The sequence below is a fragment of the Microbispora hainanensis genome (assembly GCF_006874475.1).
Taxonomy (GTDB): domain Bacteria; phylum Actinomycetota; class Actinomycetes; order Streptosporangiales; family Streptosporangiaceae; genus Microbispora; species Microbispora hainanensis.
This window is the reverse complement of sequence record NZ_VIRM01000006.1, coordinates 18,000-31,905: the sequence shown is the minus strand read 5'-3', so window position 1 is coordinate 31,905 and position 13,906 is coordinate 18,000. Positions and strand designations below refer to the sequence as shown.

Annotated in this window: 15 protein-coding genes; 2 read left to right on the top strand and 13 right to left on the bottom strand. The window is 71.9% G+C overall.

Translation table 11 applies throughout. The annotated features are described in order from the left end of the window. Positions 1 to 232: 232 nt before the first annotated feature. From FLX08_RS06945 to FLX08_RS06900, 10 genes are all read right to left on the bottom strand, one after another. On the bottom strand, positions 233 to 427 hold the full coding sequence (locus FLX08_RS06945; RefSeq protein WP_142617379.1) for a hypothetical protein: 195 nt from the start codon (positions 425 to 427) through the stop codon (positions 233 to 235). A 188-nt stretch (positions 428 to 615) separates the two neighbouring features. Continuing rightward, positions 616 to 885, bottom strand: coding sequence for an acylphosphatase (locus FLX08_RS06940; protein WP_142617378.1), 270 nt, complete (start codon positions 883 to 885; stop codon positions 616 to 618). A gap of 47 nt (positions 886 to 932) precedes the next feature. Beyond that, positions 933 to 1,814, bottom strand: a complete 882-nt coding sequence (gene mutM, locus FLX08_RS06935; RefSeq protein ID WP_142617377.1) for a bifunctional DNA-formamidopyrimidine glycosylase/DNA-(apurinic or apyrimidinic site) lyase — start codon at positions 1,812 to 1,814, stop codon at positions 933 to 935. A 16-nt stretch (positions 1,815 to 1,830) separates the two neighbouring features. After that, positions 1,831 to 2,580, bottom strand: coding sequence for a ribonuclease III (rnc, locus tag FLX08_RS06930; RefSeq protein WP_142617376.1), 750 nt, complete (start codon positions 2,578 to 2,580; stop codon positions 1,831 to 1,833). 269 nt (positions 2,581 to 2,849) lie between these two features. Beyond that, a complete protein-coding gene (rpmF, locus tag FLX08_RS06925) occupies positions 2,850 to 3,029 on the bottom strand; it encodes a 50S ribosomal protein L32 (RefSeq protein WP_030506036.1) in 180 nt (59 codons plus the stop codon). A gap of 1 nt (position 3,030) precedes the next feature. Further along, entirely contained in the window at positions 3,031 to 3,585 is a 555-nt protein-coding gene (locus FLX08_RS06920; RefSeq protein ID WP_142617533.1) for a YceD family protein, read from the bottom strand. A gap of 70 nt (positions 3,586 to 3,655) precedes the next feature. Further along, entirely contained in the window at positions 3,656 to 4,132 is a 477-nt protein-coding gene (gene coaD / locus FLX08_RS06915; protein WP_142617375.1) for a pantetheine-phosphate adenylyltransferase, read from the bottom strand. A 17-nt stretch (positions 4,133 to 4,149) separates the two neighbouring features. Further along, the gene (gene rsmD / locus FLX08_RS06910; protein ID WP_142617374.1) at positions 4,150 to 4,719 is read right to left on the bottom strand and encodes a 16S rRNA (guanine(966)-N(2))-methyltransferase RsmD; all 570 of its coding nucleotides are present in this window, start codon (positions 4,717 to 4,719) and stop codon (positions 4,150 to 4,152) included. 324 nt (positions 4,720 to 5,043) lie between these two features. Then, on the bottom strand, positions 5,044 to 7,206 hold the full coding sequence (gene recG, locus FLX08_RS06905; RefSeq protein ID WP_142617373.1) for an ATP-dependent DNA helicase RecG: 2,163 nt from the start codon (positions 7,204 to 7,206) through the stop codon (positions 5,044 to 5,046). A 36-nt stretch (positions 7,207 to 7,242) separates the two neighbouring features. Further along, positions 7,243 to 8,811 carry a DAK2 domain-containing protein gene (locus FLX08_RS06900; RefSeq protein ID WP_142617372.1) on the bottom strand — a complete coding sequence of 523 codons (1,569 nt, stop codon included), beginning with the start codon at positions 8,809 to 8,811 and terminating at the stop codon, positions 7,243 to 7,245. A gap of 207 nt (positions 8,812 to 9,018) precedes the next feature. Here FLX08_RS06900 and rpmB point away from each other — a divergent pair, with 207 nt between their 5' ends. Continuing rightward, positions 9,019 to 9,204: a 50S ribosomal protein L28 gene (gene rpmB / locus FLX08_RS06895; protein ID WP_030506042.1), complete on the top strand. Its 186-nt coding sequence runs from the start codon at positions 9,019 to 9,021 to the stop codon at positions 9,202 to 9,204. A gap of 122 nt (positions 9,205 to 9,326) precedes the next feature. Further along, a complete protein-coding gene (locus tag FLX08_RS06890; protein WP_142617371.1) occupies positions 9,327 to 10,169 on the top strand; it encodes an NAD(P)H-binding protein in 843 nt (280 codons plus the stop codon). A gap of 150 nt (positions 10,170 to 10,319) precedes the next feature. Here FLX08_RS06890 and thiD read toward each other — a convergent pair whose 3' ends face one another. From thiD to FLX08_RS06875, 3 genes are all read right to left on the bottom strand, one after another. After that, complete coding sequence (gene thiD, locus FLX08_RS06885) at positions 10,320 to 11,117, bottom strand: bifunctional hydroxymethylpyrimidine kinase/phosphomethylpyrimidine kinase (protein ID WP_142617370.1); 798 nt, start codon at positions 11,115 to 11,117, stop codon at positions 10,320 to 10,322. A gap of 209 nt (positions 11,118 to 11,326) precedes the next feature. Then, positions 11,327 to 12,550: a hypothetical protein gene (locus FLX08_RS06880; protein WP_142617369.1), complete on the bottom strand. Its 1,224-nt coding sequence runs from the start codon at positions 12,548 to 12,550 to the stop codon at positions 11,327 to 11,329. 344 nt (positions 12,551 to 12,894) lie between these two features. Further along, the gene (locus FLX08_RS06875) at positions 12,895 to 13,863 is read right to left on the bottom strand and encodes a thiamine-phosphate kinase (protein WP_142617368.1); all 969 of its coding nucleotides are present in this window, start codon (positions 13,861 to 13,863) and stop codon (positions 12,895 to 12,897) included. Positions 13,864 to 13,906: the final 43 nt, after the last annotated feature.

Here is a 13,906-nt window from a genome sequence, read left to right as displayed (position 1 = left end):
CGTTTGGGGGGAAGACTACAGCTCCGGCGGCCGGGGATGCGGGGATAGGCGCCTACGTGCCGATTGGGAAATGAATTCGGGTAAGGCAAGACGGGCGGTTCGCCCATCCCGCCCGTGCCCGGTTATTAATGATCAGTTAACCGTCGAATCAATTGCCGGGGAACGACGGCGCAAATGGCAAGGGACGCCTTTGCGGGGCGTCCCTACAATCCTTTCCCGTTCCCGCCGGACCTCAGGTGAGAGCCGGCTCGCGATCCTGCAGCCGGGCCAGGGCCTCGTCACGAGTTTGCGCTGCGAGCGCGTCGTTCTGGGCCTGGAGCCGGGTGAGTTCTGCCTCGAGGTCGCGGATGCGCTGCTGGAGACGGCGCATTTCCGAGATCATCCGAGGATCAGGACCGCCGACGTGGCCGAGTAGAGCCTTCGCCATAGTAAAGGGTCCTCCACGCTGAGTGACCAGACTGGTTCGCGCACTTCATGCCGCGGGAGGGGTGCGCGTGGTTCCTCTCAAGAGTCGCACCGGCAATGGAGACGGTCAAGCTGAACGCTCCGCACAGACGTGCCGGTGGGCACTCTCGCTAGATAAATATACCGGATTTAGGAGGTTTGAGGGAAGCCCTACTTCTCGACAAACCCGGCGATACCTCTCTTCGCATCGCTCCAGCGCTCGACCACCCCCTCGACATGGCCGGGCGTGTCTCCGGTGCGTAACAACGACAGGAGTTTCTCGCACGACTCCCTCGGGCCCTCGGCGACGACCTCGACCCTCCCGTCGGCCAGGTTCGAGGCCCACCCGACGAGCCCGAGCTCCAGTGCGCGGGCGCGGGTCCACCAGCGGAACCCCACACCCTGCACCCGTCCACGGACCCATGCCGTCAACCGAACCACGCCTACAAGTATCCAGATCGACTCCGGCAGGCACAGCGGGGGGTGGTCTAAGGACGGGCACTCCTCGGGCGGGGCTGGCACTTCGGGCAGCTGTAGGAGGACCTGTTCATGAACGCCTCCCGCCTGATGGGCGTCCCGCAGCGGCGGCAGGGCTCGTCCCGCCTGCCGTACACCGCGAGCGAGCGGTCGAAGTAGCCGCTCTCGCCGTTCACGTTGACGTAGAGACTGTCGAAGGAGGTGCCGCCCTGCCCCAGCGCCTCGGTCATGACCGCGCGGACCGCCGTGAGCAGTTCGGCGATCTTCGGCCGGGTCAGCGTCTCGGTCGGCCGCGCCCAGTGCAGGCGGGCACGCCACAACGCCTCGTCCGCGTAGATGTTGCCGACCCCGCTGATCAGCGACTGGTCGAGCAGCGCCCGCTTGATCCCCGTACGGCGCAGCCGCAGCCGTACGGCGAACTCGGCGTCGTCGAAGGCGTCCTCAAGCGGGTCGGCGGCGATGTGCGCGATCGGCTCGGGCACCGGCCGGCCGAGACCGGAGGTCATGGGCGCCACTAGGAGGTGCCCGAAGGTGCGCTGGTCGACGAAGCGTAACTCCAGGCCGCCGTCGGCGAAGCCCATGCGCACGCGCAGGTGCTTCTCGATCGGCGACAGCGGGTCCACGACCAGAAGCTGACCGCTCATGCCGAGATGGGCGATCAGCGCCTCACCGGGCTCCTCCTCGCCGGAGGCGTCGTCCCGCAGGGGCAGCCACAGGTATTTTCCGCGCCGCTCGGCAGAAGCCGGCGTGCGGCCCTTGAGCTGGGCGGGCAGATCGCCGACGTTGCGCCGGACCGCCCGGGGGTGCAGGACCTCGGCCGCGGCCACCGTCCGGCCGGCGACCCAGCTCTCCAGGCCCCTGCGGACGACCTCGACCTCGGGCAGCTCGGGCATGTGCCGTCTCCCGTGCTCAGGCGCGTACGGGACCGGCGCCCTCGCGGGCGTCGCGCACCGCGCGGATCGCGGTCCAGGCCGCCTCGGCCGCCTGCTGCTCGGCCTCCTTCTTGCTGCGCCCTGAGCCCTTGCCATACTCCTTGCCGCCCACGCGCACGACCGCGGAGAACGACTTGGCGTGGTCGGGCCCGCTTTCGTCCACGTGATACTCCGGCACGCCGAGCATCTCGGCGGCGGTGAGCTCCTGCAGGGACGTCTTCCAGTCGAGCCCGGCGCCGAGCGACGCCGACCGCGTGATGAGCGGGTCGAACAGCAGGTGGACGACGCGGAACGCCTCGTCGAGGCCCTTGTCGACGTACACCGTGCCGATCAGGGCCTCCAGCGTGTCGGCCAGGATCGACGACTTGTCGCGGCCGCCGGTGCCCTCCTCGCCGCGGCCGAGCCGCAGGTATTTGCCGAGGTCGAGCGTCCTGGCGACGTCGGCGAGCGCCCGCATGTTGACCACCGCGGCGCGCAGCTTGGCGAGCTGGCCCTCCGGCAGGTCGGGGTGGTTGCGGAACAACGTGTCCGTCACCACGAGACCCAGCACCGAGTCGCCCAGGAACTCCAGGCGCTCGTTCGTCGGCAGTCCGCCGTTCTCGTACGCGTACGAGCGGTGCGTCAGCGCCCGCTCGAGGATGCCGGCGCTGAGCCGGACATCCAGGGTCTGGAACAGCTCGTCTCTCGCGACCTCGACGGGCACGGGCTTGACAGACGGCGCGGCCATGAAATCCTCCCCAACTCCTAGGTGCAGGCAGGGCCGTGCACGGGAGGCAGGCGGGCCGGCCGAAGGCCCGAAGGCGTGGTGGACGCCGGTCCGCCGGGAGCCGATGGCCCCGGCGTCCACCACGGCCGCGGGCGTGCATGTCGGTGCGTACCGTCCAACCGCCACCGCACGTTCCTATGGAGCACGGTAACCCTTTGAAGCACGGTAACGCCGACCGGCTCGCTTTGACGATCCGGCCGGCGTCCCGACGTCCCTTACCGCGCGCGCGATCAGGCCGACGGCTCGACGACCTGACGGCGGTTGTAGGTGCCGCAGGTCGGGCACGCCACGTGCGGGCGCTTGGGCGAGCGGCACTGCGGGCAGCTCACGAGTGCGACCGCCGCCGCCTTCCACTGGGACCTGCGGGCGCGGGTGTTGCTCCGCGACATCTTCCGCTTGGGGACGGCCACGTCAACCCTCCTGATCGTCTTCCTGTTCCACAACCAAACCCTGCAGCGCCGCCCAGCGGGCGTCGATCGCTTCGTGCCGGTGGTCAGGGCCGGCCTCCGCCAGCCTGATCCCGCACTCCGCACAGAGACCGGGGCAGTCATCACCGCACACCGGGCTCAGCGGCAGTGCGAGCACCACCGCGTCACGGAATACCGGCTCGAGATCGAGCAGTTCGCCGTCGAGGAGCAGATCGTCCTCTCCGGCGTCCTCCGCCGAGTAGAAGTAGAGCTCCTGGAAGTCGACCTCGATCTCCGAGGTCAACGGCTCCAGGCAGCGCGAGCACTCCCCCGTCAGGGGAGCCTGCGCCGTGCCCGTCACGAGCACGCCCTCCATCACCGCCTCGAGCCGGATGTCCAGCTCGACGTCGGCGTCCTTGGGAACGCCGATCATTCCGACCGCGAGATCCACCGGTGCCGGGAGAACCGGGCTGAGCGTGCGCATCGATCCCGGTCGGCGCCCAAGGTCATGGGTGGAGATCACCCAGGGGGCTCGGGGATCGAGGCTGTGCAGACTCATCCTGCTCTCGTTAGGCATGGCGAATCACCGCCGTCGTGCAAGGCTGAAAAGCAAGAATACCAGGCCCGGTTCAGCCTCTGAGCCGCTCCACCAGCAGCTGGTGGACGAGGTCGGGGACCAGGCCGGACACGTCCCCGCCATACCGGGCGATCTCCTTGAGCCTGCTCGACGACAGGAAGGAGTATTCCGGGTTGGTGGACATGAACAGCGTCTCGACGCCCGACATCCGATAGTTGAGCTGCGCCATCTGCAGCTCGTAGTCGAAGTCGCTGACCGCGCGCAGGCCCTTCACGATGGACGGGATGCCCTGCTGCCTGCAGAAGTCGACCAGCAGACCGTGGAACTTCTCCACGCGGACGTTCCCGTACTCCTTCGTCACCGCCTGGAGCATCTCGATGCGCTCGTCGACGGTGAACAGGCTGCGCTTCTCGATGTTGATGAGCACGGCCACGACCACCTCGTCATACAGCCGTGACGTCCGGCCGATGATGTCCAGATGACCGTTGGTCACGGGATCGAACGACCCCGGGCAGACGACACGACGCAAGGCGCACCCCCATAGATTCACGGGTTCCCGGCTGCGCGACCGTACCAAACGGCCGCTTCGCCGTATCGACGGACCCTGTCTTCCGTGAAGCCCGCGGGCCACACCAGGTCCTTACCCCTCGACTCCCGCTCCACGGCCACGAGCGCGCCCTCGGCCAGCCAGCCGTTGTCGCGCAGCGCCGTCAGCACCCGGGTGACCGCCTCGTCGGAGACGGCGTAGGGCGGATCGGCGAAGACGAAGTCGTACGGCTCCTCGCACGGCCGGGCCACCACCCGCTCGACCTTCTCGGCCCGCAGGGCCGCACCCGGCAGCCCGAGGGACGCGATGTTCTCCCTGATCGTGCGTGCGGCCCTGGCGTCCGACTCCACCAGCAGTGCGTGGCCGGCCCCCCGGCTCAGCGCCTCCAGCCCGACGGCGCCCGACCCGGCGTACAGGTCGAGCACCCGGACCCCGTCCAGTGGGCCGAGCGTGGAGCCCACGGTGGCGAACAGGCCCTCCCGCGTGCGGTCGCTCGTCGGCCTGGTCGATCTCCCCGGTGGAACGGCAAGCCTGCGTCCCCCCGCCGTCCCTGCGATCACCCGCGTCACGCCTTCATTGTCCCGCCCCCGACGGCCGTCCCGGCACAGCCGAGGGGCTCGGAGTCAAGAGTGGGCAAGCCGCGGCGACGAATGGGTAAGAGCCGTATCGCGGGGTCGGTCACATGCGCATCATGAGTTCTGCGGCCTTCGCGGTGACCCAGGGGAAGGCCGGCCGGCGTGGTCGTGAGCCCTTCCGCACGCCGGCGCCCTCGGCACCTGACCCGAGGGCGGGCCCAGCCGGGGACGGCATTCGGGGGGAGGCCGTCCCAAGGCTGGGCCCTGGGTCGCTTAACGGGCGTCGTGTTCACACGGCGCCCGTTTCATTTCCCGCTCTCACGCCTTTTCGAGATATTCGGCGCGTTCGTCGGTGACCATGGTGTCGATCTCGGCGCGCAGGGCCGGGTGGGCCGACAGCTCGGAGTCGGCGGACAGCAGGGCGGTCGCCTCGGTCCTGGCGGTCTCGATCACGTCCTCGTCGCGCAGAAGCTGCAGCAGCTTGAGCGAGGACTTGCGCCCCGACTGGGCGGCGCCGAGCACGTCGCCCTCCCTGCGCTGCTCCAGGTCGACACGGGACAACTCGAACCCGTCGAGGGTCGCCGCCACCGCGTCGAGCCTGCGGCGGGCCTGGCTGCCCTCCGGGGCCTCGCTCACGAGCAGGCACAGCCCGGGCAGCCCGCCCCGGCCCACCCGGCCGCGCAACTGGTGGAGCTGGGAGACGCCGAAGCGGTCGGCGTCCATGATGACCATCACCGACGAGTTGGGGACGTCGACGCCGACCTCGATGACCGTGGTCGCGACCAGGACGTCGATCTCGCCCCGGGCGAAGGCCCGCATCGTGGCGTCCTTGTCCTCGGGCGCGAGCTTGCCGTGCAGCGCCTCGATCCGCAGGCCGAGCAGGGGGCCCTCGGCGAGCATGCGCGCGACGTCGAGCACCGCCAGGGGCGGCCTGCGCTCGTCGTCGTCCTTCGCCAGGTCGCCCTCGTCGCCCTCCTGGTCGCCGATGCGCGGGCACACCACGTAGGCCTGGCGGCCCAGGCCCACCTCCTCGCGCACCCGCTGCCAGGCGCGGTCGAGGAAGTGGGGCTTCTCCGCGGCGGGCACCACGTGGGTGGTGATCGGGGCCCGTCCTGAGGGGAGCTGGGACAGCGTGGAGACCTCCAGGTCGCCGAACACCGTCATCGCGACCGTGCGCGGGATCGGCGTCGCCGTCATGACCAGCACGTGGGGGCGTCCGCCCCCGCCCTTCTCGCGCAGCGCGTCGCGCTGCTCGACGCCGAACCTGTGCTGCTCGTCCACCACGACGAGCCCGAGGTCGGCGAACTGCACGTGCTCCTGGAGCACGGCGTGGGTGCCGATCACGATGCCGGCCGCACCGGAGGCCGCGTCGAGCAGCGCGCTCCGCCGCGCGGAGGCCCCCATCGAGCCGGTGAGCAGCGCGACCGTCGTCCCGCCGAACATCCCGCCGGCCGCGAGATCGCCCAGCATGTTCACGATCGACCGGTGGTGCTGCTGGGCGAGGACCTCGGTGGGCGCGAGCAGCACGGCCTGCCCGCCGGAGTCGACCACCTGGAGCATCGCGCGCAGCGCGACCACGGTCTTGCCCGCGCCGACCTCGCCCTGCAGGAGCCGGTGCATGGGGTGTTCGCGGGCTAGGTCGGCCGCGATCTCCTCGCCGACCTGCCGCTGCCCCTCGGTGAGCTGGAACGGCAGCCGCTTGTCGAACTCGCGCAGCAGCCCGTCGTCGCGCCCGGGGCGGGCCCTGGCGAGCCAGGCGGACGCGGCCATGCGCCGCCGCACCAGGACGGCCTGCAGCACGAACGCCTCGTCGAACTTCAGCCGGTCGTGCGACCGGGCGACGTCGGCCTGGCTGCGGGGCCGGTGGACCCGCCGCAGCGCCTCCTCGATCGGCAGCAGCCCCAGCCGCTCCCGGATCTCGGCGGGCACCGGGTCGTCCAGGCTGAGCACGTCGAGCACCGTGCGCACGGCCCGCCGGATCTTCCAGCTCGGCAGCCCCTGCGCGGAGGGGTAGATCGGCACCAGCGCGGAGGCGAACTCCTCGGCCGTCTCCTCCGTCTCGTCGAACGACTCGTATTCGGGATGGGTGAGCGAGACACGCCTGGTCCTCCCGCCGACGAAGACGCCGACCTTGCCGGAGAACATCGCCTCGGTGCCCGGCGTGAGCCGCTGCTCCGCCACGTAGGCGCCCTTGCCGAAGAAGGCCAGGTGGAGCTTCTCCTTGCCGTCGGTCACCTCGATGTCGAGCCAGGTGCCCTGCCGGTTCTTCATCGGCCTGCGCACGGCCGACGACACCTTGGCGACCACGGTGACGTGCTCGTCGTGCTCCAGCGACGCGATGGGCGTCAGCTCCCCGCGCTGCGCGTATCGCCGCGGATAGTGGCGCAGCAGCTCACCGACCGTGCTGATGCCCAGGGCGCTCTCCAGCGAGGCGGCCGACCTGCCGACCACCTTCTTGAGCGGCTCGTCGAAGCTCGTCACGACACCAATTACTACCCGCACGGGCCGACAATCCGGCTACTCGACGCCGATCAGGAGGGGATAACCGCCCTGCCCGCCCTCGTACACGACGATCTCCAGGTCCGGGCGGGCCCGCTCCAGGTGGTCGCGTACGGCGGGCAGGAGCGGCTCGGGCGCGCACGCGCCGGCGACGAGCGTGACCATCTCGCTGCCGCCGGAGACCAGGCGCCGGACGACCTCGATCGCGGTCTCGGTGAGGTCCGCGCCGATCAGCGCGACGTCGCCGTCCACCACCCCGAGCACGTCGCCGGGGCGGCAGATCCCGGCGCTGGTCATCGCCTCGCGGTCGGCCACCCACACGTGCCCGTGGCGGGTGTGCCCGGCCGCGTCGGTCATCGCCACGATGTCGTCGTCGAAGCGGCGCAGCGGGTCGTGCACGGCCAGCGCGGCCAGGCCCTGCACCGACGCCCGGGTGGGCAGGACGCTGACCGTCACGCCCTCCTCCCTGGCGATCTCCGCGGCGGCCACGGCGACGTCGTGCACGACGGCGTCGTTGGGCAGCACCGCGACCTCGGTGCCGGCCTCGCGTACGGCCCGCAGCAGGGCCGCCGCCGTCGGGGCCGAGCCCGGTTCGCGCCGCACGACCACCGCTCCGGCCTCCCGGAACAGGGCCGCCAGGCCGTCCCCCGCGGCGACCGCGACGACGCCCCGCGCCGGACCGGGCTCGTGCGGCCGTCCCCCGAGGTAGGTCACCTTGATCCGGTGGGGCCGTCCCGCGCGCAGCCCGGCCTCGATCGCCGCGCCCGCGTCGTCCACGTGGACGTGGACGTTCCACAGGCCCTCCCCGCCGACGATCACCAGGCTGTCCCCCAGCGCGTCGAGCTCGCCCCTCAGCCGGTCCACCTCGTGGGCGCCCGCGTCGAGGAGGTACATGACCTCGTAACCGGGGCCGCCCGTGTTCTGCGCCTGCCCGGGTGCGATCCGCGCGGCCGGGGCGGGCACCTCGTGCCGCTCGCTGTACGCCTCGGTCACCACCTCGGCCAGGCTCTCCAGCATGATCACCAGCCCGGCCGCGCCCGCGTCCACCACGCCGTTGCGGGACAGCACGCCGAGCTGATCGGTCGTACGGCGCAGGGCCCGCCGTGCCTCGTCCGCCGCCCGGCGGGCCACCTCGGCCAGGTCGTCGGGCGCGTCGCGCACGGCCTGCGCCGCCGCCGACAGCACGCTCAGCACCGTGCCCTCCACCGGGCGGACCACCGCCGCCCTGGCCATCTCGGCCGCCCTCGTCAGGCCGTCGCGCAGGTCGGCGCCGCCTCCCGGCGCGCGCCCGAGCACCTCGGCCATGCCCCTGACGGCCTGGCTGACGATCACTCCGGAGTTGCCCCGCGCGCCGAGCAGGGCCCCGCGCGTCAGGGCCTGCCAGGTGGCGTCCGCGTCCGCGCCGCCGGGCAGCGCGTCCACCGCCTCGGCCGCCGACAGGATCGTGAGGTGCAGGTTCGTGCCGGTGTCCCCGTCGGGCACGGGGAACACGTTGAGCGCGTCGATCTCCGCCCTGGCCCGGCCGAGGGCCGCCGCGCAGTGGCGCGACCAGCGGCGTACGGCGGGGGGATCGAGCACCTTGAGCATCCGGCCGACCTTCCTTCCGCGCGATCCAGCCCCCCGATGCGCTACCGTTGGCGGGTACGAGACTATCCCCCGTTCGCCGGAGTCCCGTTTGGCGTGCACTGGTGAACATCGGATATCCTCGTGTGGCCAGCCGGTTGTCCCGGCATTGCTCGGACGAGCCGCTGCACCGGCGCCGGGCCGATCGACTGATTCAAAGGAGCGATTACCGTGGCTTCCGTCTGCGACGTCTGCGCCAAGAAGCCGATTTTCGGCAACAACATCTCCCACTCGCACCGCCGCACCCGCCGCCGCTGGAACCCCAACATCCAGACCGTGCGCGCGGTGGTCAACGGGACGCCGAAGCGGATGAACGTCTGCACCTCCTGCATCAAGGCGGGCAAGGTCACGCGCTGACCGTCTGACATCCGCGAGAGCCCGCCACCGGAACCGGTGGCGGGCTCTCGCGCTGTCGTGACCGGGAACGCGAGAATCCGCCGCACCGGAATATTCGTGGCACGGCGTGGTCGATCACGGTCATGGTCCGGATTCTCGTGACGGGCGCGACCGGCAACGTCGGCCGGGAAGTCGCCGCCCAGCTCATATCCGCCGGTGTCCCGGTGCGCGCGTTCGTCCGCGACGCCCGGACGACCCGCCTGCCGCACGAGGTGGAGATCGCGACAGGAGACCTGTCCCGGCCGGAAACCCTGGAAAGTGCGCTGAGCGGGATCACGACGGTGTTCCTGGTCTGGCCCTTCCTCACGTCCGAGGGCGCGCCGGCCGTCCTCTCCGCGATCGCGGGCTCCGCCCGGCGCCTCGTCTACCTGTCGTCGTCGGGCGTGGACGACGAGGCCGAACGGCAGACCGATCCGATCAACCGGCTCCACGCCGACATGGAGCGCCTCATCAAGGCGTCGGGCCTGGAGTGGAGCATCCTGCGGGCCGGCACGATCGCGTCCAACGCCCTGGGGTGGGCCGGGCAGATCCGGCAGGACGGTGTCGTACGCGGCCCCGGCATCGCTCCCACGGCGGTGGTGCACCAGGCCGACGTCGCGGCGGTGGCGGCACGCGTGCTGACCGGCGACGGGCACGTGGGCGCCACGCACGTGCTGACCGGACCACAGGTGGTGAGCAGGGCCGACCAGGTCCGCTTGATCGGCGAGGCGATCGGCCGTCCGCTGCGCTTCGAAGAGGTCTCCGTGGAGGCGGCACGGGAGCGGATGCTCGCGGACGGAAGGCCGCCCGCGCTGGTCGAAGCACTGCTCGCGAGCACCCGGCGTCCCCGCTCCGACCTGGTCACCTCGACCGTGGAGCAGATCACCGGCAGTCCCGCGCGGACATTCCGGCAGTGGGCCGCCGACCATGCCGACGCCTTCCGCTGACGGCTTCCGCTGACGGCTTCCGCCGAGGGATTACGCCGAGGCACTGCGCTGAGGCACTGCGCTGAGGCACTGCGCCGACCGTGCCTCAATCGGGGGGCGGCTTCCGGGCGAGCGCCGGACGGCGACGCGGGCGCGCCTGGGCGCCTCGGCTCAGGCGTCCGTCCGCATCCGCCAGGCGTGGTCCACGGGCCCGATGCCCGCGCCCAGGGGGAATCCATGTGCGATGGCGCCCGTGACGTACTCCTTGGCCCGCCGTACGGCGCCGGGCACGTCCTCGCCGAGAGCGAGATACGACGCGATCGCGGAGGCGAGCGTGCAGCCGGTGCCGTGGGTGTGCCGGTTGTCGTGCCGCTCGGCGGTGAAGCGGTGCTCGCTCGACCCGTCGGTGAGCAGGTCCACGGGCTCCCCGGGGAGGTGGCCGCCCTTGATCAGCGCCCATTTCGGGCCGAGGGCCAGCACGGCCTCGGCGGCGCGGCGCATGTCGCCAGTGTCCTCGACCTTGACGCCCGTGAGCTGCTCGACCTCCCACAGGTTGGGGGTGACCACGGTCGCGGCCGGCAGCAGCAGGCTCTTGACGGTCTCCACGGCCTCCGGCGCGAGCAGGCTGTCGCCGTGCTTGGACACCCCGACCGGGTCGACCACGACGGGCACGGTCACGCCCGCGAGGACCTCCGCGACGGTCTTCACCAGCACGGACGACGCCAGCATGCCCGTCTTGATCGCCTGGGCTCCGATGTCGCCGAGGACCGAGTCGAGCTGTGCCCGCACCGCCTCGGGAGGCAGTTCCCAGTAGCCCTGCACGCCCAGTGAGTTCTGCGCCGTCACGGCCGCGATGACGCTCATGCCGTGGACGCCGAGGGTCAGCATGGTCTTCAGGTCGGCCTGGATGCCGGCGCCGCCGCCGGAGTCCGAGCCCGCGATGGTCAGGACACGTGGTGGGGTGGTCATGCGACCATCCAACCAAAACCCCCGCCGTTCCCTCGAAAACGCCCCGTCTCCGGCCGTGGTCCAGGGGCCGGGCGGCAGCGGGTCACGGCCACGCCGAGACTCACACGCCGAGACTCATGGCGATGCCGCACACCCGTGAAGCGCAGGCGTACGCGGCGCCCGGCCGCCCCGGGGCGTTCCGCCTGGCCACCGACGCCGCAGAGGGCGGGTCAGCCGCGCTGGGACGGGCCGGTGATTTCGCAGCGCCCCTCGGAGAGCACGCAGTCGGCGGGTGCGGCCGGCGCGCCCTCGGCGTGGATGGTCAGCGTCAGCGTGCCACCCTCGTGCAACGAGGTCTGCGAGGTCGCGGTCTGCGAGGTCAGGGTCAGGGTGTCCCCCTGCTGCCGCCAGCCGGCCCCCTCGACGGCGGTCACCTGCCCGCCGACGGCCAGCCGGATGGTCCATGCGGGCAGGTCCGGCCCCTCGTTGCGTACGGCGAGCCGGGCCGTGTAGCCGCTCGCGTCACGGTCGGTCACCGTGAACCGCACCTGCACCGCGGGGGCTCCGGCGACGAGGGCGGACCTCGTCCGCACCGGGTGCGCGCCGGTCGTGCGGTTCGCACCGGCGTCAGACGCGTCCGCGTCGCCGGTGTCCTCGCCGTTTCCGGTGTCCTCGCCGCGTGGGTCGTCCAGCGGGGTCTCACCGGGCGTCGCGCCGTCGCCGGACCCGGTGCCCGTCGTGTCGTCCGGGTCGGCCGTGACGGCGGCGGGAGCATCGTCCACCTGCCCCGATGGGTGGGCCGACGCACGCGGGGCGGCGGTGGACGAGGCACGCGTGCGGGCGGACGTGTGGTCGCGATCCCGGCCCTTCGAGGCGGCCGTCGCGACCGGTGTGGCCCGGGGAGCCGCGGATGTGTCCTCCCCGGTGCCCGCCCCGCTGTCCTCCTGGCCGGAGCCGGACGTGCCGGAGTGCTCCTTGCCCGGCCGGTCCTGGCCGTTCCCGGCCGGGTCGCCGGTCGGATCACCGGAAGTGGGGGTCGCGTCGAGGGACTGGCCGGACCCGGCTCCGTACGGCCCGGCGTCGGCGGCGCAGTTCTCCGAGGTCGGGCAGGCCGTCGTCGGCTGATCCAGGGCCAGGGAGGTCCGCCCGGCGAGCAGCCGTGCTCCACCGGCCGTGACGCCCACGGCCAGGATCACCGACAGCCCCGACACGAGCGCCAGCCGCCGCATGCGTCTCGGCGGCTTCGCATGGTCGTCCCCGTCCTGCGGCAGGCCGCCCTCCCCGGCGCCCAACGATGCCGTCAGGAGCTCGGACGAGGCCGGCCGCTCCGAAGACGACAACGACACCGGCGACAGGCTCTCGGACTCCAGCCGCTCGGGCGACAGGGCCGCGAACATCCGGGTCGTCGACTCCGAGGGCGGCACCGGCCACGGCACGGCACCGCTGCTCGTCACAGGACCACTGCTCGTCACAGGGCCCGTCATGGGGCCCGTCATGGGGCCGGTCGCGGGGCCACCGGCGGCCTCCGAGAGCGGCACGGGCCAGGGGACGGCACCGCCGCCCGGCCACTGCCCGGACCGGCCGGGCCTGGCAAGGGGCTGCTCGTCGGGCGTCGCCGGCGGACGGAAGGCCAGGTGATCGCGACCGGCACCCCTCTCTGCGGGGTCGTCCTGAACCGGGGAGGGCTGACCCTCTCGTGCCTTGCGTCCTGCCGTATGACGGCCCATGACGGTCCTTCCTGTTGCCTGACCGCCATACTTAATAACAGATTTAATACGCCTATGTCACAAATTTCACATCACGCACGGAAGTGATCCCATCCCCCTTTGGTCCAGGTCTGCCCGTTGACCTGCACTCCGTGTCCCTCCGTGACGACTCCCACACGCGTCCATTCGGGCGGCAGCCGTACGCCGGGAGGGAACGTCGCGGCCAGAGCGTGGTCGTCACCGCCGGTGAGCACCCACTCCAGGGGATCGGCCCCGAGCTCGCGCGCCGCCGCGGACAGTGCCTCCGGCACGGGCAGGGCGGCGGCGTCCAGTTCCACGGCCACGCGGCTCGCGTCGGCGACGTGACCGAGGTCCTGCAGCAGGCCGTCGCTGACGTCGAGCATCGCCGTCGCGCCGAGCAGCGCGGCCCCCGGACCACAGGGATACGGCGGCCGGGGACGGCGGTGCGCCTCCAGCAGGGTCACGAGATCGGGGGAACCGCCGGTCACCCCCGCCCCGAACAGGGCCAGGCCGGCCGCGGCGTAACCGAGGCGGCCCGCCACCGCGACCACGTCGCCCGGACGCGCGCCCGAGCGGGTCACCGGGGCTCTGCCGCCGAGGTCGCCCAGCGCGGTCACGCCGAGCACGACGGTCTCCGAGCGGGCGATGTCGCCCCCCGCCACGGTCGCCCCGACCAGGTCGCACTCGTCGCGGAAGCCGTCGGTCAGGGCGTCCACCCAGTCGGTGCCGACGTCCGCGGGCAGCCCCAGGCCGACCACGAGAGCGGTGGGATCGGCCCCCATGGCAACAATGTCGGAAAGGTTCTGTGCCGCCGCCTTCCGGCCGATGTCGTAGCCACTCGACCAGTCGCGGCGGAAGTGCCTACCCTCGATCAGGAGGTCCGTGCTGACGACGACCCGCCCGTCGGGCGCCTTCAGGACCGCGGCGTCGTCGCCGGGGCCAAGCAGTACGGCCGCAGTCCGCGGAAGGCGTCCCGATATCCGCTGGATTACTCCGAATTCGCCGAGATCTCCGACTGTGATAGCACACCCCTTGTGCATTCGAGGTACGGTTACGCTCCGGCACTGATCTCTACCCGGAGGG